Source organism: Paenibacillus sp. FSL M7-0656 (genome assembly GCF_038003225.1).
In the GTDB taxonomy this organism is placed as follows: domain Bacteria; phylum Bacillota; class Bacilli; order Paenibacillales; family Paenibacillaceae; genus Paenibacillus; species Paenibacillus amylolyticus.
On sequence record NZ_JBBOOT010000001.1, the window covers coordinates 4,428,294 to 4,452,834 of the forward strand.

The 24,541-nt window shown below is 46.5% G+C and carries 26 protein-coding genes; 17 read left to right on the forward strand and 9 right to left on the reverse strand.

All coding sequences use genetic code 11. From position 1 onward, the window contains the following. Positions 1 to 49 precede the first annotated feature (49 nt). From MHI01_RS19580 to MHI01_RS19595, 4 genes are all read left to right on the forward strand, one after another. Complete coding sequence (locus MHI01_RS19580) at positions 50 to 820, forward strand: HAD family hydrolase (RefSeq protein ID WP_340983893.1); 771 nt, start codon at positions 50 to 52, stop codon at positions 818 to 820. Then, the gene (locus MHI01_RS19585) at positions 817 to 1,155 is read left to right on the forward strand and encodes a DMT family transporter (RefSeq protein WP_083684565.1); all 339 of its coding nucleotides are present in this window, start codon (positions 817 to 819) and stop codon (positions 1,153 to 1,155) included. Before MHI01_RS19580 ends, MHI01_RS19585 begins: the two co-directional genes overlap by 4 nt. Next, a complete protein-coding gene (locus MHI01_RS19590) occupies positions 1,155 to 2,249 on the forward strand; it encodes a metallophosphoesterase family protein (RefSeq protein ID WP_340983894.1) in 1,095 nt (364 codons plus the stop codon). Before MHI01_RS19585 ends, MHI01_RS19590 begins: the two co-directional genes overlap by 1 nt. Positions 2,250 to 2,529: 280 nt before the next feature. Beyond that, complete coding sequence (locus tag MHI01_RS19595) at positions 2,530 to 3,987, forward strand: carboxylesterase/lipase family protein (protein ID WP_340983895.1); 1,458 nt, start codon at positions 2,530 to 2,532, stop codon at positions 3,985 to 3,987. Between the two features lie 160 nt (positions 3,988 to 4,147). On the opposite strand, the gene MHI01_RS19600 is transcribed toward MHI01_RS19595, so the two are convergent. Continuing rightward, entirely contained in the window at positions 4,148 to 5,299 is a 1,152-nt protein-coding gene (locus MHI01_RS19600; RefSeq protein WP_340983897.1) for a VanZ family protein, read from the reverse strand. 235 nt (positions 5,300 to 5,534) lie between these two features. Here MHI01_RS19600 and MHI01_RS19605 point away from each other — a divergent pair, with 235 nt between their 5' ends. The 5 genes from MHI01_RS19605 to MHI01_RS19625 all read left to right on the forward strand — a co-directional run bounded on the left by MHI01_RS19605 (position 5,535) and on the right by MHI01_RS19625 (position 8,578). Next, positions 5,535 to 5,876 (forward strand): zinc ribbon domain-containing protein YjdM, encoded by a 342-nt coding sequence (locus tag MHI01_RS19605; protein WP_169482263.1) that lies wholly within the window; start codon positions 5,535 to 5,537, stop codon positions 5,874 to 5,876. Between the two features lie 148 nt (positions 5,877 to 6,024). Then, positions 6,025 to 6,837 carry a class I SAM-dependent methyltransferase gene (locus tag MHI01_RS19610; RefSeq protein WP_340983898.1) on the forward strand — a complete coding sequence of 271 codons (813 nt, stop codon included), beginning with the start codon at positions 6,025 to 6,027 and terminating at the stop codon, positions 6,835 to 6,837. A 108-nt stretch (positions 6,838 to 6,945) separates the two neighbouring features. Beyond that, positions 6,946 to 7,203 carry a hypothetical protein gene (locus MHI01_RS19615; protein WP_340983899.1) on the forward strand — a complete coding sequence of 86 codons (258 nt, stop codon included), beginning with the start codon at positions 6,946 to 6,948 and terminating at the stop codon, positions 7,201 to 7,203. Continuing rightward, complete coding sequence (locus MHI01_RS19620) at positions 7,200 to 7,361, forward strand: hypothetical protein (protein ID WP_340983900.1); 162 nt, start codon at positions 7,200 to 7,202, stop codon at positions 7,359 to 7,361. Before MHI01_RS19615 ends, MHI01_RS19620 begins: the two co-directional genes overlap by 4 nt. A 155-nt stretch (positions 7,362 to 7,516) precedes the next feature. Then, positions 7,517 to 8,578, forward strand: coding sequence for an LLM class flavin-dependent oxidoreductase (locus tag MHI01_RS19625; protein WP_017691578.1), 1,062 nt, complete (start codon positions 7,517 to 7,519; stop codon positions 8,576 to 8,578). A 132-nt stretch (positions 8,579 to 8,710) separates the two neighbouring features. Here MHI01_RS19625 and MHI01_RS19630 read toward each other — a convergent pair whose 3' ends face one another. Continuing rightward, positions 8,711 to 9,370, reverse strand: coding sequence for a TetR/AcrR family transcriptional regulator (locus tag MHI01_RS19630; protein WP_340983901.1), 660 nt, complete (start codon positions 9,368 to 9,370; stop codon positions 8,711 to 8,713). 249 nt (positions 9,371 to 9,619) lie between these two features. Here MHI01_RS19630 and MHI01_RS19635 point away from each other — a divergent pair, with 249 nt between their 5' ends. Further along, a complete protein-coding gene (locus MHI01_RS19635) occupies positions 9,620 to 10,435 on the forward strand; it encodes an SDR family NAD(P)-dependent oxidoreductase (protein ID WP_074092771.1) in 816 nt (271 codons plus the stop codon). 22 nt (positions 10,436 to 10,457) lie between these two features. Here MHI01_RS19635 and MHI01_RS19640 read toward each other — a convergent pair whose 3' ends face one another. Together MHI01_RS19640 and MHI01_RS19645 are read right to left on the reverse strand one after the other, a co-directional pair. Then, positions 10,458 to 11,765, reverse strand: a complete 1,308-nt coding sequence (locus MHI01_RS19640) for a VWA domain-containing protein (RefSeq protein WP_340983903.1) — start codon at positions 11,763 to 11,765, stop codon at positions 10,458 to 10,460. 104 nt (positions 11,766 to 11,869) lie between these two features. After that, positions 11,870 to 12,334 carry a DUF4385 domain-containing protein gene (locus MHI01_RS19645; RefSeq protein ID WP_340983905.1) on the reverse strand — a complete coding sequence of 155 codons (465 nt, stop codon included), beginning with the start codon at positions 12,332 to 12,334 and terminating at the stop codon, positions 11,870 to 11,872. 96 nt (positions 12,335 to 12,430) lie between these two features. On the opposite strand from MHI01_RS19645, the gene MHI01_RS19650 reads away from it, so the two are divergent. The 5 genes from MHI01_RS19650 (at position 12,431) to MHI01_RS19670 (ending at position 17,517) form a co-directional block, all read left to right on the forward strand. Continuing rightward, complete coding sequence (locus MHI01_RS19650; RefSeq protein ID WP_340983906.1) at positions 12,431 to 12,898, forward strand: YfbM family protein; 468 nt, start codon at positions 12,431 to 12,433, stop codon at positions 12,896 to 12,898. Between the two features lie 136 nt (positions 12,899 to 13,034). Beyond that, positions 13,035 to 13,163, forward strand: a complete 129-nt coding sequence (locus tag MHI01_RS19655) for a hypothetical protein (protein WP_017691584.1) — start codon at positions 13,035 to 13,037, stop codon at positions 13,161 to 13,163. A 208-nt stretch (positions 13,164 to 13,371) separates the two neighbouring features. After that, positions 13,372 to 14,880, forward strand: a complete 1,509-nt coding sequence (locus tag MHI01_RS19660) for a copper amine oxidase N-terminal domain-containing protein (protein WP_076251974.1) — start codon at positions 13,372 to 13,374, stop codon at positions 14,878 to 14,880. A 244-nt stretch (positions 14,881 to 15,124) separates the two neighbouring features. Further along, positions 15,125 to 16,588: a GNAT family N-acetyltransferase gene (locus MHI01_RS19665; RefSeq protein WP_127550255.1), complete on the forward strand. Its 1,464-nt coding sequence runs from the start codon at positions 15,125 to 15,127 to the stop codon at positions 16,586 to 16,588. A 143-nt stretch (positions 16,589 to 16,731) separates the two neighbouring features. Then, the gene (locus MHI01_RS19670) at positions 16,732 to 17,517 is read left to right on the forward strand and encodes a glucose 1-dehydrogenase (protein WP_076251972.1); all 786 of its coding nucleotides are present in this window, start codon (positions 16,732 to 16,734) and stop codon (positions 17,515 to 17,517) included. Positions 17,518 to 17,649: 132 nt separating this feature from the next. Here the strand turns inward: MHI01_RS19670 and MHI01_RS19675 are convergent, their stop codons facing one another. From MHI01_RS19675 to pdxR, 3 genes are read right to left on the reverse strand one after another with little or no spacing between them, the layout of a single operon-like run. Then, the gene (locus MHI01_RS19675; RefSeq protein WP_235193849.1) at positions 17,650 to 18,108 is read right to left on the reverse strand and encodes a GNAT family N-acetyltransferase; all 459 of its coding nucleotides are present in this window, start codon (positions 18,106 to 18,108) and stop codon (positions 17,650 to 17,652) included. Next, positions 18,105 to 19,025, reverse strand: coding sequence for a D-alanine--D-alanine ligase (locus MHI01_RS19680; protein WP_340983907.1), 921 nt, complete (start codon positions 19,023 to 19,025; stop codon positions 18,105 to 18,107). Before MHI01_RS19680 ends, MHI01_RS19675 begins: the two co-directional genes overlap by 4 nt. A 12-nt stretch (positions 19,026 to 19,037) precedes the next feature. Beyond that, positions 19,038 to 20,489 carry a MocR-like pyridoxine biosynthesis transcription factor PdxR gene (gene pdxR / locus MHI01_RS19685; RefSeq protein ID WP_340983908.1) on the reverse strand — a complete coding sequence of 484 codons (1,452 nt, stop codon included), beginning with the start codon at positions 20,487 to 20,489 and terminating at the stop codon, positions 19,038 to 19,040. A gap of 673 nt (positions 20,490 to 21,162) precedes the next feature. On the opposite strand from pdxR, the gene MHI01_RS19690 reads away from it, so the two are divergent. Both MHI01_RS19690 and MHI01_RS19695 read left to right on the forward strand, forming a co-directional pair. Next, complete coding sequence (locus MHI01_RS19690) at positions 21,163 to 21,519, forward strand: nucleotide excision repair endonuclease (protein WP_036612270.1); 357 nt, start codon at positions 21,163 to 21,165, stop codon at positions 21,517 to 21,519. A 208-nt stretch (positions 21,520 to 21,727) separates the two neighbouring features. Continuing rightward, on the forward strand, positions 21,728 to 22,474 hold the full coding sequence (locus tag MHI01_RS19695) for a Bax inhibitor-1/YccA family protein (RefSeq protein WP_340984881.1): 747 nt from the start codon (positions 21,728 to 21,730) through the stop codon (positions 22,472 to 22,474). 168 nt (positions 22,475 to 22,642) lie between these two features. On the opposite strand, the gene MHI01_RS19700 is transcribed toward MHI01_RS19695, so the two are convergent. Both MHI01_RS19700 and MHI01_RS19705 read right to left on the reverse strand, forming a co-directional pair. Continuing rightward, positions 22,643 to 23,326: a 4'-phosphopantetheinyl transferase family protein gene (locus MHI01_RS19700; protein WP_340983909.1), complete on the reverse strand. Its 684-nt coding sequence runs from the start codon at positions 23,324 to 23,326 to the stop codon at positions 22,643 to 22,645. An 84-nt stretch (positions 23,327 to 23,410) separates the two neighbouring features. Further along, positions 23,411 to 24,280 carry an arylamine N-acetyltransferase family protein gene (locus MHI01_RS19705; RefSeq protein ID WP_405159436.1) on the reverse strand — a complete coding sequence of 290 codons (870 nt, stop codon included), beginning with the start codon at positions 24,278 to 24,280 and terminating at the stop codon, positions 23,411 to 23,413. Between the last annotated feature and the right edge of the window lie 261 nt (positions 24,281 to 24,541).

Below are 24,541 nucleotides of genomic sequence, written 5' to 3' on the forward strand. Positions count from 1 at the left end.
TGTACCGTCTTTTCCGTTCATACAAGATCGCAGACAAGGAGTTTAACCAATGCAAGATGAAACGTATGTAGACGGATTACCCAATCCGATTGAAGCCGTTTTGTTCGACAAGGACGGGACATTACTTGATTTTACGGGCATGTGGGGGTTCTGGACCGATTGTGTGTTGAACGACTTCAGAAAACAGTTAGCGACTAGAGGACTCCGTATCGACACAGATGAATTCCCACAGATCTGGGGTACATTCCACGATGATCAAGGCCGAATGAATGGGTATGATGTGCGGGGCCCGCTTGCGATGGGCACGATGGATGAAGTGTATGCCGTGCTGACGTGGCATGGATATCGTGCGGGTCTCAGCTGGGCGGAATCCAAGATTATGGTCCGGGAGTGTTTGGCGCGAGCGGAGGAAGAGATGGAGCAGCATCGTCCGGCACGTCCGTTACCGGGAGTTCAAGAATTCCTTGAACAGTGCCGTAGCGAAGGTGTCGCTATGGGTGTCGTGACGGCAGATGATACACCCAGTGCAATTAAACATTTACAGTGGATGGGACTGGATTCCTTTTTTGACGTGGTGATTGGTACAGATCTGGTGGAGCGGGGCAAACCTTTTCCCGATATGCTACTGCTTGCCTGTGAACGGTTGGGTGTATCCGTGCAGTATACCGTGGTCATTGGAGATACGGACGGAGACATGGAGATGGCACGAACCGCTGGTGCGGGGTACAGGATGGGCATTGGAGAACCGGGAAAAATCCGCTTGGCGGATAGAACGATTCAATCCTTCCATGAATTGCTGAATGGTGGGCTGAATCGATGACAAACAGTCACGCCTACTTGGGCTGGGTACTGTTGGCACTGGCCATCGGGCTGGAGCTGAGCGCTACCATTTTGCTGAAAGTATCGGATGGATTCTCGCGGTTATGGCCTTCGGTGTTGATGTTTGTCTGTTATGGCGCAAGTTTTACGTTTCTCAACTTTGCAGTGAAGTATATGCCGCTGGCTGTGGCCTATGCGATCTGGTCTGGCGTGGGTATTACGCTCATTGGCGTCGTGGGGCATTACTTTTTTGGTGAACGTCTGCGGCTCACGTCGATGGTCTGGATCGGGTTTATTCTGATTGGCATTATTGGACTGAAATGGAGTGATTCTTGATGGGAAATGAACATACACCGGAGCAACCTCTTGTCAGCTTTCAGGTTATTACGGACACACATGTACGGGACGAGGCAGACCACATTCATAACCGACATCTGGAGCAAGCATTAGCCGATATAGCTACATTTAGTCAGGGGAGCAGCGGGATTATGCATGTGGGCGATGTGACGGATCGGGGGCTGCCGAGCGAATATCGTGAGTTGCAACGCATATGGAAGCAACATGCGGAGAGTTTGCCGGACATCCGGTACACGGTAGGTAACCATGATATTGGAGCCGTGGTATGGCAAGATCCGCCGATCGTTTTGCTTGAGATGAAAGAGGATGAAGTAGCTGAGTTGTTGGAGCAGGAAGCAGATATGGAACTGGTCACAAAACAAACCGCTGCTGAATCAGCTGCACTGATTGAGCAACTATCCGGCGGGACCTATACGTTGTCTGCTGTAACTTCTGAGCAGGAGGGCCAAGACGGGGGACCGATCTCTTCAGGAGTGAACCCCATTACAGTCGTAGGGTTATGGCAGCGTCGATTAAGTGATTTTGAAGGGACAACCGGCATGAAGGGCTCTTATCACGATCATTGGATTGATGGGTATCATTATATTTTCCTAGGCACCGAGCAACCTCATCCGAAGGATTGTGATATGTCGGCCGAACAATTGGAGTGGCTGGATGCGAAATTGTCTGAGCGTGCAACACTAGATCATCCCATCTTCCTTTTCTTACACCAGCCGCTTATGGATACGGTGGCAGGATCGATGAAGGAACAAGGCTGGTATGGTGTGAATCAGGATGCAGAACTGAAGGCCGTTCTGGCCAAATACCCGCAAGCGATCCTTTTCTCGGGTCACACCCATTGGCAACTGGAGGCACAGCATACGATGTACGATGGTGCAGGCCACATGCCAACGATGTTCAATGCGTCGTCTGTAGGTTATCTATGGACGGATCAGGATGAACATCTGGAGGGCAGCGAAGGGCTTCATGTGGAGGTTTATAAGGATCGAGTGGTTGTAAAGGGGCGGAACTTTGTTACGAGCGAATGGATTGAGGGTGCTGAGTTTACGGTAAGTTATCCTGTAGAAGGGTAGTTATTTGGATGGTAAAAAGGAAAGGGTTACACTAAGGGTCAATGCCATTAAGACAAGTTAAACTTGATGACATTGCTTAATGGGTGGCCTTTTTGGTGTTCATCTTAAAGATATGTATCAGATCATCCACCCCATAAAGTTCCACGTGAAACGTAGCAGGGGAGGCTAGAGTTGGGTAAAGTTGTAAATGGGTATGATTACAAACTATACTCAAATAAGTACACATGATATGCACATACTCGTTAATTTAACCTATTTACGGAGAGGAAGTAGAAGTGGCATGAGAGAACTTCAAGTTCAAACGACATATGGTACCGTTCAAGGCGAACTTTTGCACGATGCAAGCGTATGGAAAGGCATTCCCTATGCGAAACCTCCGGTAGGTGAGCTGCGTTTCAAGGCTCCGGTTCAGCCCGAGTCATGGGATGGAATCAGACAGGCCACTCAATTTGGACCTGAGAATATACAACCACGAAATCATCAACCAGAAGGCCAGACAGAAATTCCGAATGAGTCAGAAGATAGTTTATATCTGAACATCTGGGCACCTAAGGGAAAAAGAGCAACACCACTGCCGGTCATGGTATGGATTCACGGTGGTTCCTTTGTAACAGGTTCAGGTAGCCAGCCGATGTATGATGGTACACAGTTAGCGGTTCGGGGGGACGTCATCGTTGTGACGATCAACTACCGATTAGGACCTTTGGGATTCCTGCATATGGCTCCATTAGGTGATTCATATGTATCCAATGCAGGTCTGCTGGATCAGGTTGCGGCATTACAGTGGGTGAAGGATAATATCTCTGCTTTTGGTGGTAACCCGGATCAAGTTACGGTGTTCGGCGAATCAGCAGGTAGCATGAGTATTGCAGCACTGATGGCGATGCCAGCGGCCAAAGGACTGTTCCAACGTGCCATTATGGAGAGCGGTGCATCCCAGTTCATGCCGGCAGAGCAAGCTTCAGCGTTGCGGGAAGGGATGTTAAAGATTCTTGGGGTGGACCGGGACAACCTGCAGAAGTTAAATACAATTCCTGTAGAGCAGATTATTGCAGCGGGTGAAACGGTCAAACAGCAGAGCGGTGCAGGCATGGCAATGTTGTTCCAACCTGTGTTGGATGGTAATACACTACCACAGATGCCACTTCAGGCAGTGAGTGAAGGCTCAGCGCAGGATATTCCGGTGCTGATTGGTACGACATTACACGAGGGTGCACTGTTCATCCAGCCACATGTGCCTTTTTCAAAAGAAATCGATATGGTTCAGGGCGTAGACTTTATGACACCAGATCTGGAGAACCGGGTAGCCATCGCGGATAGTTATCCAAAAACGGCAGATGGACAAGCCCAAGTCATGACCGATATGTTCTTCTGGCGGTCAGCGCTGCAATATGCTGCGGCACATCAGAAATATGCCCCGGTGTGGATGTATCGATTTGATTGGGTGATGCCGGAACATCCCCTGTTAAAAAGAGCGATTCACAGCATCGAAATGTTCTTTGTGTTTAATACACTGCATGTCCTCAAATTCATGAATGCGGAGCCCGACGAAGCTGCGGCGGCACTTGCCCTCAAGGTACAGGATGCCTGGATTTCCTTTGCCAAGAATGGCCAACCTGAAGTTGCAGGTGTGAACTGGCCTGAATATGAGCAGGATCGTGCGACACTAATCTTCAACCATGAGATTGAGGTCATACATGATCCGGATGCAGCCAAGCGAGAGCTGTTAGGGTTATAATCCAGGCTGATTATTTGAATGGATACTCTGAATAACTGCTATGCGCCCGATCAAAAGAGGACGTTCATCTCATAATGAACGTCCTCTTTTTGTAATCCGGCTGAATAATAAGCAGAACGTAAGCACTGAAGAGGTACATTGTGCCGTTATACTCCAAACATTATTTACGAGAGGCACGTGTGCGGGACACCTCATCGAAGTAGAAGGAACGTTTTCCACGGGAGAAGAGCACGATCAAGACATGAACAAAGAGCACGGCGTAGACTAACATATAGATGCCGAATGTCCCCAAGGAGATCCACATTTGATAAGGCTGAAGCATAACATCCTGATGACCTGAAAAAGCATAATCGTTGACCAAGCGAATGATCGTAACGAGCAGCCATAGAACATAGAGTGCGGCAAATCTTTTGAATAACGATTCACTGGTGGGTGTGCCGGTCTGACGATTCACATAGCGGAATCGCAAGATGGCCGAGCCTGGAGTTACCCCATTTCGCACCCAAGGTATGAAGAACAGTACAATGACCATAGCAATGGATGTACTTAGGGCATCACTGATCACATCAGACGCTGTGAAGATCGATATCAAATTCGAAAGGAAGACAACAACGACTCCATCAATAATTAACGCGAGCAATTGAGGCATAGTATACACTCGGTTTTGCTCCACGATCTGTTCACTCTTCGCCTGAATGCTTGCACGTGATGGGAATAAAGCAAGCAGGATGGGCGCTGTGAAAAATCCAATGACTGCTCCCGAAGTATTCAATAACAGATCATCTACATCGAAGAGGCGGTAAGGACAATTATAATACCCGTAGAATCCGGTGATTTGAGTGATCTCGAAGAATAAGGAAAGCCCGAATCCACCAAGCAGGGCGTACTTCCAGAATGATCTCTTTTGAAAAAAATAACGGATATATACACCCAGCGGCATGAGAAGCAGGACGTTAAATAGAACTTGCAGAAAGGCTCTGCCCTGAATCATGCTGAGATAGCTGGAAGGCTGGGTCCATACAATGGGTGTTTCCTTCATGATGTCTTTGACAAAAGTGAATGGAACCAGATTGTAGTAGATCGTGTCAGCGGCTTGCTGCGCACAGGTATCTCGCGTAGCCGGAAACGGGAGAATGACGAGGCAATAGGCGGCCAGAATATAAAAGATAAATGAAAAGCTGATGCCAAACCGTGACCAGCTGAAGAAACCGTCTTTACGATACCCATAGATCAACCACGGCACCAGCAAAAACATGGCCGCAACAACAAAGATCAAAAAAGCCGTTTGCACAGGGAAAACATATGAGGACATGAGCAGGAACTCCTTTGGTTTTAAATATAATAACATTCATATAGACATTAAAATTCATGTATGTGTAGTGCGTATCTATTAGTTACATCATAAGTAGTTACCCTTAAAGTGAGGGATGCATGAACCTTAAATTTGGTTTAAATCCATCCATGCAGTGACCAAGCGTATGGAATATACCGTCGAAATCACGTATACTTGCGGGAATGCCAATCGTAGAATGGAGAGTTTAATACATATGTCTAATTTGCCTAACTGCCCCAAATGTAATTCAGAGTACACGTACGAGGATGGTAACCTGTTGGTTTGCCCAGAGTGCGCGCATGAATGGTCTTTGGAAGCAGACAATGAGAATGCAGAGGATGCAAAAGTAATCCGTGATGCCAACGGAAATGTGCTAAGTGATGGCGATACCGTTACCGTCATTAAAGATCTGAAGGTAAAAGGTAGCTCGCTCGTGGTCAAACAGGGCACGAAGGTAAAGAATATCCGCCTGATTGATGGGGATCATGATATTGATTGCAAGATTGACAGCTTGGGTGCGATGAAGCTGAAGTCTGAGTTTGTGAAAAAGATATAAGATCGAGAAATGTTCAGTTCCGCATTCAATGGGAATTGAACGTTTTTTGTTTGACAGGAAATATTTAGTAGATATATACTGGTTGGAATTTAATTTTTTTGAACATGGATGAGTAGTCTACATATAAGAAAAGGCAGGTGTCAGAGCGATGAAGAGAGATCACATTATTGAATATTATTCTGGGTTTGATGAGTGGGGTAGACTGGAGCGGGAACCAATTGAATTCATCATTAACATGCATTACATCAGGGAACATCTCCCCGCTACTGGTTGTATTCTGGATAATGGCGCAGGGCCAGGAAAGTATGCCATGGAGCTTGCGAAGCTGGGGTACAAGGTCACTTTATCGGATCTGACACCTTCCTCCGTGGATACTGCGCGGCAAAAGGCTCAGGAGTTTGGTTTGACACAACAATTCGATGGATTCCATGTTCTCGATGCGACTTCGCTCTCCGGTATGGCTGACGAGACGTACGATGCGTCCCTCATGCTGGGGCCGTTATACCATCTGCAGACAGACGAAGAGCGCACGGCTGCTGTACGGGAGCTGTACCGTGTGACCAAGCGAGGGGGCGTGGTGTTTGTAGCCATGCAAAGCCGAATGCGCATGAGTATCAATTCGCTGCAATCCCCGCAGTATTGGAAGCCAAATGATAACTTGGCAGCAATCCGTTCTTTTGTGGAAAAGGGTATATTCGATCATCAGGATCAAGGACGATTTACGGGAGCATACTATTTTAATATTCAGGACGTTACACCCTTCATGGAGCAACATGGATTTGAAACCGTTGATTTGATTGGTTCATCCAGTCTTAGAGCGATGCTCACGGACGAGCAGCAGCAATACTGGAAAGAGAGTGGCGAGTATGATGAACTCATGCAATATATGATTGAAGCTGCCAAAGACCCCTCCATATTGGGAATCTCGTCTCATTTGCTGTACATCGGGAGGAAGAAATAATAGACTTACAGGCAATGCTCTAAAAATCTATGTATTTAGAATTTCAGCCCGTGGAATACTGTTTCCACATGATATAATATCTCTATCTAATGGTCTGGAGGTGTCACTATGCAATGGAAGGAAGTTCAGGAGCGATTCCCTAACGAGTGGGTCGTTTTTGAGGCAACCAAGGCGCATTCTAGAGAAGGCCAGCGTTATATTGAAGAGATGGCAGTGATTGATTCATTTGATGATTCTACAAAGGCACTAAAACGTTATGGTGAATTGCATCAGGAAGATCTCAGACGGGAATACTGCTTTTTTCACACTTCACGTCCAGAAGTTGTGGCAAGAGAACGATATGTTGGCATGAGAGGTCCTCGATGAAAATTTTAGATGGAACAGCGATTAATGATTTTCAAGTTGAAATAGGAAATATGGATTATGGTTTGGAGATTGACGGAATTCTGGGATTTAATTTTATGAAACAGACCGGTGTTGTAATTAATGCCAACCTGATGGAACTAAGTATAGATAAGCTATAATCTATAGAAAATAAACATAAATGTGCCCTCTGGAAACAGGGGGTACTTGTGTTTTTCATCAAAATAGTTCAATATTAAGATACATAACAAAAGGTGATCTACTTACAATAGGTAAGATGAACAACGGATCGCTTCATAACAGGGAGGAACAGACAATGGAAATCGGAATTAGTACATTTGTGGAGACGAATCCGGATGTAAAAACAGGAGAACTTATCAGTCATGCGCAGCGCATTCGCGATGTTGTTGAAGAGATTGTTTTGGCAGATCAGGTGGGTTTGGATGTATACGGCGTGGGAGAACATCATCGTGCCGACTACGCCGCTTCATCACCAGCTGTCATTCTGGCGGCCGCAGCTTCACAGACCAAGAATATTCGCTTGACGAGTGCAGTAACCGTGCTGTCATCGCATGATCCGGTACGGGTCTATCAGGATTTTGCTACACTGGACGGCATTTCGAACGGACGTGCAGAGATTATGGCAGGGCGTGGATCATTTATCGAATCGTTCCCACTGTTTGGCTATGATCTGAACGACTACGATGAGTTATTCGACGAGAAACTGGATTTGCTGCTCAAGCTGCGTGATTCGGAAAAAGTAACTTGGGAAGGCAAACACCGCCCTTCCTTTAACAATCTGGGCATCTACCCGCGCCCGGTACAGGAAAAACTTCCGGTATGGATTGGCAGTGGCGGTAATCAGGAATCCGTGGTTCGTGCAGGATTGCTCGGTTTGCCATTGGTGCTTGCCATTATCGGTGGTCGTCCGGTGCAATTCGCACCACTGGTGGAGCTGTACAAGAAAGCAGCTGCACATGCGGGACATGATGCTTCCAAGCTGACTGTTGCTTCTCACTCTCACGGCTTCATTGCCGATACAACAGACGAAGCTGTGGAGAAATTCTTCCCGCCAGCGCAAGCGGTCATGAACATACTGGGTCGTGAACGTGGATGGGGACACTACAGCCGTGCGACATTTGATGCGGCGCGCAGCCTGGAAGGTGCATTGTATGTAGGTGATGTGGATACCGTAGCTCAGAAAATTATTTACCTACGCAAAGAAGTTGGGATTACACGCTTCATGTTACACACTCCCCTCGGCACCATGCCGCACAACGAGGTCATGAGAGCGATCGAACTGCTTGGTAAAGAAGTCGCTCCAATCGTGCGTAAAGAAATTGCACGTTGGGAAGCTGAGAACGAAGAGGCACGTTAATCGACTGAAACCGTTACGGAACTAGATAAAGTCAACCAAATAAAGGAGCATGCCCTAGGCGTATTACGCCAATGGGGCTGCTCCTTTTTCGTTTATCTTCTGAAAGTATCTAAAACAGCACAGATGTAATGCTTATCCATTCGCAGATGTACTCACAAGGGAGTGTATAACCATCGACAACGTATGATCATAGAGGGTTTTGGCAGCTTCTTCGCTCTCAATATGGCCTCCCAAATACAGATGAATAACACCGTGTAAGGGAGCCCAGATCATCCGAACGGCAAGCAGGGGATCTTGCACCTGAAGCATTCCCTGTTCAATCGCTACCTCAACCAAAGCGGACACTTGCTTCAGTGCAGTTGCTGTTCCCTGTAAGGTCTCTCCATCTGGTTTGAATTCGGAAAAAGATCCTCCAAACATCAGCTGATAGAAGCTGGATTGAGAAATGCCGAAGTCCCAGTAGACGTAGGCCAGATCACGGAAATATTGTTCGAACGATGCCTGCCGGGGGATAGTTTCAAATCGCTGGGCCATGAGGGAGCATCCCTCTAGATACAGATGTTTTGCTAACCCTTCTTTTTTTCCGAAGAGGTTATATATGATTTTGGTGGAGCACTCCATGCGTTCAGCTACACGGCGTACCGTGACGGCTTCTGGTCCATGCTCTTGCAGTAAAGCAGCAGCAGCATGCACAATATTTTGCCGCAGATTATCCGAGTGCTGCAGTCTGGCTTCCTGAAAGGTTGTTACCGTATGTGCAGATTCCGTGGAACCCGAATTAAGATCCTTCATTGATTTCATCCTCGTAACCGTATTGTTGTTGAACAGAAACTACGTTTCCTTTTCTTAAGGTCATTCTACTGTTTTACGCCAGACAACGTCAATTTAATCCGAGTTTAGTAAGTAAGCACCCCGTTCTAGATTCAAATCTAACAAATGTATTTGACAGCGTCATGGGTTTTGGTTACGATGATTCTATACAGAAACAGTGTTTCCTAATGAAAACGAGTGTTTAAATTATACACAGAGGATGGATGAGAGATGATAAAGGAACAGCATCAATGGGTACTTATTACAGGTGCTTCTTCAGGTATTGGGGAAATTTTTGCCCTCGAGATGGCTTCCAAGGGTAAAAATATTGTGCTGGTGGCCAGAACAGAATCCAAACTGAATCAATTGGCAGAACGTATAGAACGTACATATCAAGTAAGGGCTGAGGTAATCGTATCGGATCTTTCCGAAGTAGAGGCACCTCAGAACGTATATGAGGAATGTCAGAATCGGGGAATACACATCGATATGCTGATCAACAATGCGGGATTTGCTACCCATGGATGTTTTGAACAACTGGATGGTTCCCGGCAACAGGAAGAGATTATGTTGAACGTGCTCGCCTTGACAAACATGACACATCTTTTCTTGCCAGGTATGTTACAGAAGAAAAATGGTGCTGTCATTAATGTATCGTCGACGGCTGCCTTTCAACCTGATCCGTATATGGCTGTGTATGGAGCGACAAAGGCATTTGTACTTTCTTTTACAGAGGCATTATACGAAGAAAACAGGAAGCGTGGCGTTCAGTTTTTGGCACTATGCCCAGGCTCAACCGAGACTTCGTTCTTTGATGTGGTGGGTGCTGATGAAGCCTCGGTGGGCAAACGTGATACACCTGAGCATGTCGTGGCCGTAGCCATGAGAGCACTGGAGTCAGGCAAACCTTATGCTGTGCCAGGGGCCAGGAATTATTGGACAGCACAGTTCACCCGCCTCATACCACGCAAGTCCATGTTGCGAATCGTAGGAAGTATGCTCCGTCCACGTTCCGAGGGTGTTAAACCAGAAAAAGTACAAGCCTGATTAGGGGTATAGGGTAAAAGCTTTAGGCCAAAATGCCTTTGGCCTGAGCTTCCTTTATCCAACCTGGAAATTCAGTGAGGAGACGATCGTACAATTCTTCATCGCTGATCTTGGAGATATCGTCGAGAGCAAAAAAGTCAGCATTATCGATGAAACGTCCAGTCATGTCATCGAGTTTCTCAAGGATACCGTAATTGGCTTGTCCCAGGCCAACAAATTGCCAGAACAGGTTTTTGGTTGAACTTTCGGTAATAAGCCGTATGATTTTCCCTTTTTGACTGACTCCACCATCGCTAAAAAAGATAATATACGTTGGAATCTTCACATCGGGTTCCTCGATCGTGTATTTGCGAATGACATCCTGCATCACAGGGGGTTCGTTATTGGTACCGCCTTTGCTTCCCAGCGTATATGTGCGTTCAATATAATTCTCGAAATCCCTGGCGGTGACGCTAGGTGCACGCAAGAAGTCTTTGGCGAAGAACCAGACGTCCAACTCTTCGTTATCATCAAAAGCGGATGCAATCGCCAGGATACGCTCGAAGGCTTCTTGCACGATGCCTTTACGATACAGATGGTACATGGAGCCTGATGCATCAAATACGACAGCAACACGTGCCTGTATAGGTTCGATCTTTTTCTTTTGCAGAGACAGGTTTACTTTACGCTTGAGGAGATCGATCTTGGTCAGGTTAAGCGGCGCATGATTCGTGTTTAGTGCAGCATCAGGTACCAAGACTTCTGGAGAGGCCGCTGCTACTTCAGCTTGTGCCGTGAGAAGAACCTGTTCGGCTTCCGAGGTGTCGTTACTCTCAATTTCAACACCAAATGACTCTGCCAGCGGCTGCAATCCACCAAAGAAACCTCGTCCAATCGCACGAACTTTGAACCCGTCACGATACTTATAGATTTCAATAAAAATAAGAGCTGTTTCCGCAGTGACCTGCGTGATCTCATAGGTGATCTGCTGGGAACCAGTTTGTACAATCGCCTGACATGCCTGAACATTGGCGAATGTGCCTCCCGCATCGAGAGTAGCCGTGAACACACACTTTTCCACAGGGGCCTGCCGTAATTTATTCGTATCCAGTACAAAAGAGGATTTCAGTTCCTCTGCCTGTTGCAGAAGTACACTTTGATGGGGATCGGCCGTCTGATTATAAAATACAAAATAGTCGTCAGATGGGACCTTTCCCTCTTCGTTCACCATAAAGCAGCTAACATCCAAGGGAGAAGGAGATGATGTACATTGAATGGTTACCTGAAGTTGGGTGGATTCGTTGATACTGATATTCTGGCCTGTGTTTAAGTGGATGAACGAATCTGTCATAATCGGATGCGCCTCTCTTCTCCAATATAATGGTTGAAAATGTACAGTAACAAGATCGATTCTGAGACAAATGTTTCCATAAGTCAATCTTTTCACCGTTGATCCTACGCTTCATCAGACTCGTACTTTTCCCGATGCTCCTTCTTCATTTTTACATAGTCTGGATCGGTCTTCGCAATCTCCCATTGTGCTTTGAATATAGCCGCGGCTTCTGCCTTCACCTTATCATTCTGATAGGGCAAGATTGAGCCATCCTCCTTTGAGTATTTGCGTCCTCCTTTGTGATTTGTATAACGTCTGGCCCGTGTATAACCCATCTGGAGAAATTTGCGAGCCATATCCATACCGACGAAATCTCCCTTTTTCTTATACTCCAAAAATAGCTCATAGATTTTCTCCGATGACTCCATCGCAATCTCGGGTGTTTTGAATCGCCAGTGTGGCAGAATCTCGCCTTTGTACGGCTCTACCATCAGCACACCCTGCTCTCCCCGGCCTACGGTGTACAGCTCAGGATGTTTGCGCAGATCCAACTCATCATAATTGAGACTGTAATCAAATTTTTTCATGTATACACCCTCCTTGATAGGGATTACCCCGATTCTGAACCAACAAGCACGGTTAATGGGGAACAATAGAAGGAATTACACAGGAGGGGTAGCGGTATGGGAATGTCCGGCAGATATCTTGTGGTAACAAAGGAGCTAGTTGAATCCATTAAGTCAGGCGAGGTTAGTGTGCATGATTGTGCAGTTGATCTGGATATCGATAAGACATGGCAGATGCTGCAGTTCACGCTGAACGGTAACTTGGTAGAAGGGGAGCCGCCCCTGGGATATGTGGTGCCTCTCGCAGGTGAGCAATACTTGGGAAACTATTCGGATATGGATCTGTTTTTGCTTAGTAACGAGCAGGTGCTGGAAGCCTACATGGCATTGGAGCAGCTCACACCGGAAGAATTAAAGCAGCGGTATAGTCTGGACCAGATGATCGCTGAAGGCGTCTATCCAGTCATGGAAGATTGGGATGCGGAAGAGACATTTCAGGAGATCGTTCAGACTGTGGATGATATCCAGGCCTTGTTTCAGGCCACGGCTGCAAGTGGGAACGGGATCATCTTTTATGTTTTCTAAGTGAGCACTAAAATTATGATGGGGATTCTATGGCCGACACTGAAGTAGGTTTGAACTAAGCCTATTCGGGTTATTGATAGACACAAGGCTCAGGCCTTGATGATATGACAATCCGGTAGAAGAGAGGGAATGCGATATGACACAGGATCAGAACGAAGAGAACAAAGCGATTCAAGAGGACGAGCCGGATCAATTCGAGACTCCCGCAACTGCGGAAGATGAAGAAACGGATGAGAAACTCGCAGAAGATCAGGAGCAAGAATAACTCCCAGCATTGCATAATGAAGCAGGATGTTTTATCGAAACATACGATATGCTGAAATATAGATAGACCAGAGGTCGGACATGTTCCGGCCTTTTGGTTTATTTTTTTGCGTATCCGTTTACAAGAATTACCTATACCTTCATAATGGAAATGAACCATATTTTTCTAAGGAGGAGTTCATATTACGAATCGGAAGTTAGTCCAATGGATGGCAGTGCCACTAGTACTTTTAATGGTTGTTCTTACAGGATGTCAGGCTGTGGGTGGAGTAGACGTTGGCAAAGCAATGGCCAATGGCGCGAGTATCAAGTCCGGTGAATCCAGACAATCCATGAATATAAACATAGAACCGGCTAAGGAATTTGCTACAGAGAAAGACCTTGAAATGATCGAACTAATTAATTCCATTTCCCTGGATATTGATCAAGCCAAAATGAAAGATGCGAAGACAGCATCGATCAAAGGTACACTGAGCATGGAGGGAACGAAGTTACCTTTCCACGTGTCCATGAATGAGTCCCAATTGGTCATTGATCTGGACGGAGCCCAGAAACCGCTGTACATGTCTCTGGATACGTTCCAGGATGCACAGGCGCTTCCAATGGTAGATACGAAGGCTCTGGAGAAACAACTCGAGGAAATTTCCCCGAAACTGTTCTCTTTTGTCCTGAAGCATCTGTCCAATCCGAAGAACATCTCCGTAACACCGGTACAGGAATCCGTGAATGGCGAAGCACTTAGCCTCTCCAAGCTGCATCTGGAAGTTAGTGGTGAAGAGATGCTTGCCATGGTTAAACCATTCCTGACGAGTATTTCGAAGGATGAGCAAGGACTGAAAGATCTGATTGGCGATCTGTACGATGTGTTCTACCCTGTACTGGAAGCTGTGAATGAGGTAGAAGGTGGGGGAGACGACACGCTGAATTCGATCGTTCCTGAATCGAAAGATGAAGCCGTTGCGTCACTATATGCCATCATCAAAGTAGGACTGGACAGTATGCTGGTCAATTATGATCAGGAGCTGAACAACCTGTTGAATGAGACCCCTGAATTCAAAACGGTCTTTGGCACAGAAACCAAACTGAAATTGGACTTCTATCTCGACAGCAAGCTGGATATTCGCAAGCAAAACTTTGAACTGAAAGTAGCGCTGCCTGCTTCTGAGGATCTGCCGGTGAACTCTGTAACGGTAAGTGGAGACAGTGAACAGTGGAATATCGGTGGCACAGTTGCAGTTGATGAAGTGGATGTATCTGGTGGCGTTATGGATCTGATGAAGGATGATATTACGCCTGGACAGATGCTGCGCAATTTTGATTCCAATTCACTGGCATACCAATTGCTGAAAGATGAGGCTGGGATCACGAGTAAAAGTGTAGTGCTCTTCCCGGATGATGAATACGCTGGGGCGATCACGGTTAAGAACACAACATTTGTTCCGCTTCGCTACGTGTCTGAAGAATTGGATGCTGAAGTGAAATGGACCAAAGGCTCAAACCAAATTGTTGTCATTGACGACATCACTGGTGATGAGATTGTCCTGACCGTAGGTTCCAAGAAGGCAACCGTTGCTGGTAAAGAAGTGACTATGGTGGAATCCGCTTATGTAGGCAAAGACGGCAAGACGTATGTGCCGCTGCGCTTTATGGCTGAATCCCTTGGAGCTACTGTAGATAAGGAACAAGAAACAGGCTGGATTTACATTGACCGTCCTTAAGTGAGACGTTATAAGTAATCCTTAGTATGAGAGGGGATTTCAGAGTATGCCAGATTTCTCGTAATGATCGTGAAAAGAACACCGCAAAAATTCCGTTAGACCATGAACGGGATACGTGTGTCCTTTTGACCCATTACGAGGAGCTTCGGCGTTTCTGAAATGATGAAACGGATCGGGGAGTGCCTCTATTGGAGGTGCTCCTCTTTGTCGTTTCATCCTAAATAAATCCCCAGAGGTGTTGTATATGAAAAGTCAATTATTCATCCATTCAAACTCCGTTACGTTGCGTCCATTTACGCTTGAAGATCAGGCTGCCGTGTATGCATTAACCCAACAACCTGAAATCACAGATGTCCTGCCAGATTGGAAGATGACCGAGGAGCAGTTGCGCGAATTCTTACAATTTGTCGTTGGCAGTTACGAACAGTTCAACCCGGAAGATGTGCGCATCCTGCTTGCTGTTGTACACAATAAAGATCAGCGTATCATTGGTTGGTGTGGCGTATTTCCAAATGAACTGCTGGATCGTGATGACCGTGAAGTGGCCTACGCCATCTCCCGGGATTACCGGAATAAAGGATATATCTCAGAGGCGGTGCATGCCCTAACAGCATATTTATTTGAGCATACCTTGCTGGATCGAATTGTGGGCATTGTGAAGCCCTTCAATCAGCCGTCACGCAAAGTTCTGGAGCATGCGGGTTTTCGTTATATCTCTCGCAGGAAACTTGTGGATCAGGAGAACTACGATTATTTTGAACTGCTTAAAGTAAAGTCCGAACCAGTGCAACCGAAGCAGGTACATTCTGAAATTCGCTTACGACGAGCACAGCAGGAAGATGCTGTTGTACTTACAGAGATTTGCACTCGTGCTTTTGATCATGTCATAAAAGTCTGGGCGGATAATGAGAAGGATATCGATAGCAATCTATGCCCGCCTGATTATTCGTCAGTTCGCATGCATCGTTACGTGATCCGTGAATGGGATTATTATGTTGTAGAATCAGATGGATGCGCTATTGGCGGAGTGAGTGTTAACGTGCTTGGACGAAAACATGCCAGGATCGATAAGATCTATATTGACCCGGTATGCCAGGGCCGTGGCGTTGGAACTCAAGTCATGAGGCTTATTGAGGCTGAATTTCCGCAGATTGAAACCTGGAAGCTGGAGACCTCAGGTCGGCAACTGGATAATCATCATTTTTACGAAAAAATGGGATATGTTTGTATCTATGCATCTGAGGATGAGTTTGTATATGAGAAGAACATGTCCGTTGATTCTTTTGATCCAATATGTGATGAGACATTAGCCAAGGACTCGGGTGAGTCGGTGGTTGAATATGTTCAAGCTAATCTGGACTCAGTCCGTTACAGCACCAGTAATCTGACCAATAGTCGGATTACCGACTGCAACCTGAGTGGAAGCAAATTTACCAATTTAAATATGACCAATATATTGCTAGCTGATTTACGCCTAACTGATAGCAAGATTGAATTTTGTGCTTTGGATGGCGTTCAATTCCAGGACACACATCTTGGATCTGACCGTGTACCCATGCAGTGGGCGCATTGTGATCTTGGGGGAAGTCGTTTTATCGATTGCGATCTATCTGGAGTACAGTTGGAACAGTGTCAAGTGAACGGGATGAAGATCAACGGAGTAGAAGTAAGGGAATTACTTGCAGCCTATGAGGCTATGAAGTCCTGAGGACGAATGGCAGGGCCAGTACGGAAGCATACTAATCCGGTTGAGATGATGGCTGTAACTGTTCCCCGTTAGATTAGAGCAAATGAAGAAATGGGTATTTACGTATGGAGGATGTCAAAACAGCAAAGGGAGGTCTATGGATTATGACTGAACGATTTGCGGGTAAAGTGGTCCTGATTACAGGCGGTGGCTCCGGTCTCGGACGGTCGGCTGCTGTGGAAGTTGCACGTGAAGGGGCGAAGCTTGCCCTGGTGGATGTGAACATGAAGGCGCTGGAAGAGACCAAGCGTGTGATCTCGGAAGAGGTACAGCATGCCGAATTTCTGCTAATCGAAGGTGACGTATCGGACGAAGAAGCTGTGAAGAAGTATGTTAGTGATACGGTCAATGAATTTGGGCGTATTGATGCATTTTTCAACAATGCAGGCATTGAAGGCAAGCAAAACCTGATCGAGAACTACGAGACGGAGATGTTCAATAAAGTTATCGATATCAATCTGAAGGGTGTATTTTTCGGGTTGAAGCACGTTCTACCTGTGATGAAAAAACAGGGCGAAGGCTACATCGTGAACGCGTCCTCTGTTGGAGGGATTCGCGCCGTGCCAAACCTGGTTGCCTACGGAGCGAGCAAACATGCCGTAGCTGGCATGACCAAAGATGCAGCGATTGAATACGCCGAGCATGGGATCAGCGTTAATGCAATTGCACCCGGAGCCATTCTGACAGATATGGTCATCGGTTCGTTCAAACAGATCAATCCGAATGACTGGGAGTCAGCATCCAAAGAGTTCGTGAAGGACAACCCGGCGAAGCGCTTGGGTGAACCGAAGGAAGTAGGGCGTCTCGTTGCCTTCCTGCTGTCTGGCGAAGCACCGTTTATCAATGGAGCCATTATTCCGATTGATGGTGCGCAGTCAGCCAAATATTGATCCCATAATCATCAAAAAGTATATCAATGCGGCATAGATATATACTGAAGAACGCCCTTTTCGCCAATGTGTGGATTGGGGCGTTCTTTTTTTGATTTGATATTTAAGGGGGCGTATCCCGTATCCGGCAGGTTAAGTGTGCTGTAGAATCTGCGGCTTTTTGCTAAACCCGGTACTCCCGGCTGTAAAGCCCATCTGACGATAGAATTCATGTGCAGCTTCACGCTCTGGGCGATTGCCACTGTTCAGAGACAAGGAATCCACGTTATGCGTGGCTGCCCATTGCTCAGCTTCAAGAATGAGCTGACGGCCGATGCCTGAGCCCCTGAACTGGTCGTGTACAACCAATGCCAAGATGCGGCAGTGTCTTCCGTTTTTTTCATACATATAAGAAGTCTGTAATCCGATCAGTCCAACTACGCGGCCTCGTGCTTCAGCAACGAGTGTAGTAAAGTTTGCGTCCGCAGAGATATGGGTATAGCGCTCTTCCATCTCGGCGTACGTGGTGGGATAACCAAGTTGGTCCATCAGAATGACCATATCTTGCAGATCGGTAGTGGAGCTATGTCTAATCGTCACATCCAGGCTCATAATGTTGTATCCTCCTTGGGTCTTTCCTTCAACGAAAGTGCAATAATGGTATCCAGCAGCTCTGCAAAAGAAATGCCTGCAGCAGCTGCACTTTTGGGCAACAGACTGTTACGGGTAAGACCCGGTAGCGTGTTCACTTCAAGCACATACGGCATGCCCTCCCGAATCATCATATCCACGCGCGCGTAGACGCTGCATTTGAGCACCTGATAACAGGCCAAGGCCGCGGCTTCAACGCGATGGTGAAGGTCCACAGGCAATTGCACAACCTGCTCATCGGCCCCGTGGTCATCGTATTTGGAAGCATAATCGAAAAACTCGGCGCTCGAACGAATGGAGATCACCGGCAGCATCTTACCATCCAGAATGGCACAGGTAATCTCCTCACCTTCGATATACTGTTCAATCATGACCGTATCATCCCAGGCGAGGGCAGCCTCTACAGCAGTTGGCAGGGCGGAAGCTTCCTTCACCACTTGGGTACCGATGCTGGAACCGCCTGAATTGGGTTTGACCACCACGGGGTACGTTAATTGTTGAACAGCAATAGAGGACAGTTCCTCCATATGATTCACCCGCAGCCATTCCCCGGTAAGTACACCTGCATGCTGCATGAGCTGTTTGGACATGTCTTTATCCATACATACACTACTTGCCAGCACACCACAGCCTGTGTAGGGAATACCCAGAGATTCTAATGTGCCTTGGACCGTACCGTCTTCGCCGTATTTGCCATGCAGGGCAAGCAGTGCCACATCGATCCCCACTGACTTGTCGATTAGATCGCGCTTGGTATTCAGCTCAATGGGTACAACCTCGTATTTGTCTTTATTCAGGTTTGCAATCATCTCCTGTCCGGTGAGCAGTGAAATATCCCGCTCTGAAGATGTACCGCCCATAATCACGCCAACTTTCATGTGAAATCCTCCTTATCTCATTTGAGCTGCTGTCTCGCCAATGATGCGAATGCCTTTACGTATATTCTCATCGCTGACTCTGGAGAAACCCAGACGCATCGTGTTTACACCCTGACCGGGTTCCAGATAAAAGGTATCCCCTGGTGTGAACGTTACACCTTTCACTTTACAGGCTTCCAGCAGTTCACGGGTTCTGTATTCGGACGGGAACTGCACGAACAGATGCAGACCACCCGCACCGGAAATTTGGCACATTGGCAGATACTGTTTCAGGCAACGCACAACCAATTCATATTTTCGCTTATATTCGGTGCGAGCTCGCTTCAAATATTTCTCGAAATTACCGTTGCTCAGATATTGATACAATAACGATTGGTCCAGCGTGGAGGTATGGATGCTGCGTGCCCGTTTCATACTCTCCAGATAATCAATCAGCGCCGCATCCGCAATAATCCAACCTACCCGCAGACCTGGGAACAGGACTTTGGAGAAGCTGCCCAGATACACCAGTCCATTGCCTTTGCCCATGCTGGCGATCAGGGGAGATACGTGGGAACCTGAATATCGCAATTCTTCGTTAAAACCGTCTTCAATAATCGGTACCTGATACTTGTTCATCAACCGGATGATCTCTACCCGTTTCGCAGGAGACGTCACAATCCCGGTTGGATTGTGATAGGATGGCACGAGATATGCCAGATCATATGGACTTGCCTCAAGTTCATGTTCCAGTTGCTTCAAGTCCAGGCCATCCGGCTCCATGTTCACACCGGTCAGTTGAAACTGGTGCAACTTTAGATTTTTAATCGCCGTGTGATGCGTTGGATTCTCGCATAGCGCTTTTCCGCTTTTTTTGCGCAACACTCCAAGCACCAGATCGAAACCTTCCGTGAATCCGTTGGTGATCAGAATGTCCTTGCCACGGAGGTCAACACCTTTGTTCTCCATATAACGTAGTAAATAGTTCATCAGCGGTCTGTATCCTTGCGCATATCCGTAATTCAGCAGTACTTCGCCTTCAAGTGACATGCGATCCAGAAAAGCCCGCTTCACGTTGTGCAGATCAAACAGCTTTTCATCCGGCGCTATGCTGGTAAACGATATCTCACCTCGCTCTGCTCCGGAGCCGTGCTTCATCAGATCGTACTGCTCTGCCTGAATTGCATACTCGCTTACCTCTGTCGTCCAGTCCAGTTCCCAGTTCGCTGCTGCCTCAGGTGTTTCGATGGAGGCACTGACGTAATTGCCCTTGCCTTTGACTGCATAGATCAGACCTTCATCTTCAAGCTCGGCATAAGCGAGCAGGACCGTGCTGCGACTAACCTTCATGAGTGTACTGAGTTCACGGGTCGAGGGCAGCTTTTGTTTGGCTTGCAGGCCGCCTTTGAGCATCAAACGCTTCATATAATCTTTGACTTGTATATATACAGGGCGGTCCTCCGTCAGTTGCAGATCGGAATACATCCCATCACTCCCTCTACTGGTATCTTGCCATATTATAAACCCCGCAGAAAGAACCACGATACCTCTGTTTCCCTGAGCGTGTGGTTGGTTGTTCGCACAAACGCAAAAAAGCCCTGGCAGTATGCCGGGGCCTGGTGGTGAAACTTGATCCATTTTCTATAGTACTGCTGCTATAATTTCTACAGTTGTATTGCATGACTAGTCTCTCTAGGATCGATAGCTATCTGACCTTCTACGTGTGTCTATTAACTTCAGTACGACTATAATTGCAGGCTTTCTAGGTGATACTTAAAATCTACAGTGAATCATGAATCTAGGTCTTTCTAGGTTTGCTTGCTGCAAGGTTCGATTAGATGATAAATCCACAATCTATAAGCTAGGGTTCTTGCTAACTGTACTCTTGTCGTGATCACATAACAGAATTCAGCATGAAAAAGATATTCAATCATAGGGTACAATAGACAGAGGTAGATATAAAGACGTATGTCTCAGTGCCCAATTTCTTCCTCATACCCCTATAGTACCACTTTGAATCAGGGAAGTTAACCTTTTTTTTGAAATATTTGTCGTAATAGCGAAAATTGCGTGAATTGTACTTCATATAGATTGAAATGGTGTCCCTTTATAATATGTGATAGGATGTAAACCTATAGATAATGAGGAAGTGAGCCTATTGATTAATATTACCGTGCCAACACCGGATGTAACCATCACAAAGCAGGCTGATCCACAGCTTAGCCACATTTATGGATTTACTGATTTTCACCTGATTACCCGGGAACTAGGCGGGATTTTCATGTTTTACAATGCTGCTGGAGAGTTGTTATTTGTCGGGAAAGCACGTAAATTAAGACCCCGCATCAAAAAGCATTTTGAAGATACAGTATCACCAATTAAGAATCACCGCGAAGAAGTAACGAAGATTGAAGTATGCCTGGTTGAAGATCCGGTAGATCGTGAAATTTACGAGACGTATATCATCAACACGATGCGTGCGAAATACAATGTAGATAAAGTGTTGTACAAATAAGACGCTTAAAAAGCACATGAACATGCAATGTCTGGGACATATGTCCTAAGTGTTGCGCCAGTGGGTAAGGATGTGATCGAAGGATTGCATCCGATTCCTTCTGGTGCTATCCCGATCTTTTTGAGGGAGTAGCTTGTAGAATTTGAAACGTAGTAAACCCAAGCTTAGTATCATAGATATACCAAATACATATGAAGAGGTGATTGTGTTGATCGGTCGTAGCGGTAACCCTACACTTAAAGACAGCACGTTTGAAAACAGAGGATATGGAGAAGATCGGTATCAGAATTACATGACGATCAACGGCACGGTGAACAAAGCGTTTATTACGCTTGTGATTCTGCTGGGCAGTGCGTTTGCAACATGGATGATGTTCTTTAACGGACAACAAGTGATGCCGCTCGCTTATGGTGGATTAATTGTTGGTTTCATTCTGGCGCTTGTCATTTCGTTCAAACCAGTAGTGGCACCTTATCTCGTACCTGTCTATGCCGTGGCAGAAGGACTGTTCCTGGGAGCACTCTCTGCAACCTATGAGTCCCTGTATAACGGAATTACCTTGCAGGCGGCTCTGTTGACCATGGCTGTATTCATCGCTCTGCTGGTGGCATACAAAACCAGATTGATCAAAGCTACGGAGAACTTCAAGTTGGGCGTTGTTGCTGCAACTGGCGGTATCATGATCATGTATCTGTTGAGCTTTGTACTGGGTTTCTTCGGCATTTCGATTCCTTATCTGCATGATAACAGCTTGATCGGCATCGGTATTTCGGTCGTTATCGTCATTGTGGCTGCCCTCAATCTGGTCCTTGATTTCGACTTCATTGAGGGTGGTGCTGAACGTGGTGCGCCCAAGTATATGGAGTGGTACGGTGCATTTGGATTGATGGTGACATTGGTATGGTTGTACATTGAGATCATCCGTCTGCTGGGAAAATTGCGTAGCCGGGACTAGTCCTATTCGATACGTCAGAGACGTAAACGGAGTGTGAATATAAAGCCAAAAAAGCTAACTCGTGATACTCACGTCGTTAGCTTTTTTTGATTAACATTAGCAGAATTTCCTTAATGGCGCCTCTTATAAAACTCAACTGATTCCAACTCGTTGAGGCCCAGCACCACTCTATACTAAATCCGGATACAGATCCTCTAAGGTTACGATTTCCGGCTTGCTCGGCAGCTCTCCCCCAGCCGAACAGGCTGCAAGCATATGTCCATCATCCAGTCGCTGACTGAGAAAGAGATATGTCCCGGCCTGTTTGCAATGCCAATCTTCCCGCTCATTGGGAAGGATGGCGAAGGAATCCAGTGGCATGGACAGGCCCATACCGACTGCCTTGATATAACTTTCCTTCAGCGTCCATAGACGGTAGAAGGTCTCCAGCCGACGATCATCAGGCTCGGCGGCCAAGAACTGGCTCTCCTTAGGGGAGAAGAAACGCTCTGCAATCTGCATGTCAATTGGAGCTATTTTTTCCACATCCACGCCAAGTTCATCTGTACTGCCAGAGATCAGAGCAATCCAATCACCAGAATGGGAGACGTTGAATTGTACATCCGAATGGTGACTGAGCGAAGGTTTGCCGTAGGAATTACGGGTAAATGAAAGCTCAGCAGGTCTCAGTCCAGTTAACATGCTCAAAGTCACACGAGTCAATATCTCTCCCAGCACGGAGCGATACGCGTCAGCCTGACGCACAAAACGCGAAGCCTGAGCACGTCGCTCCGCAGAAACTTGCGATAGCAATTGGTTCCAGTTCGCCTCGGGCAATACTTCTGGAACTTGGAGTACACGAATAGTTATCATCATTAATCACCTGAATACGTATTCGGCGCAGTTCAGTAACTTTCCTTTATATGGAACGTCCCCTCAACTCTTCCTCCCAAATCATTATGCTTCCTGTACTCGTTTCCATTCTGTATGCGCAGCCTTTATTCGATCCCACATATCTAGGCATTCCAGTTCGCTGTAATTCACCAAGGGTTCATGGAATATTTCCGTTAATACGTTACGCCACTCGGTATAATTCCCGATCTCTGTTTTCTGGATTCCTTCGATATCATGTGTTCGGAGCATACATCCACGTAATTCATGACTGCGATTCTCATCCCGCTGACGAAGTAAAAATACGTTATGCCAAGGTGATTCGACCGCCTGGCTGTAGAATTCATGTTTGGGAATGAACTCTTCCAGACTGGAGAGTGCTTCAGGAGCATAGTCGACTCCTTCACTTGGCCCATTTGGCTCGTACTCAAGCCGCCATCCCCCAGCCACAACAGATGATGGCATCAATTGGTATGTGAATGGAGCTGAACCATAGGTTCCATAACGAAGTGGCAGAGGTTCAAAGGGCATTCCGCCGAGACCTACATCTACAATCCAGCGTTCAACTGTCGGGTCAGCATCCGGCAGAAGCACGGACAGACCGAGATGAAATGAGTTCACACGGGGTTGTTCCCCATGAGGCTGTACTCCACCGCGATGCCAATCAACCGTATAACCCAGTGATCGGAGAAGAACACTAAATGCACCATTTAGATGAAAGCAGTAGCCGCTGCGTCCTTGTAATATAAGCTGAATTGAATCTTGAAGACTGAATCCCGCAGGACGACCTGCAAAAATATCGACCGTTTGCCAGGATAAATATTGCACATGTGCTCGCTGGAGTTCAAATAAGAATTCCAGTGTAGGTTCCTTTATATCATCTATGCCGATCCGTTTCAGATAGGCCTGTATTTCAGCTGTATTCAAAAGTTCAATCATTCTTATCACCTCACGTCATATAGTGGGCTGCATGTGGTAGTTATAAAGCTGCCCTGAGTTCATTGTAAAAGTGAACGGATGAAAACAACATCATCAGTTAAGCAGATTGTAACGGTACAATTATTGAACAAAGCCTTGAAATTCATCTCAAGAGATGGACATGGTTCTGATTTCATTGGAATACAATATATGGATGAGCTATTTCTTTTTCCGGGGTATGCTAACCCTTTGGAGTGGATATAGGTTAGAATATAGATA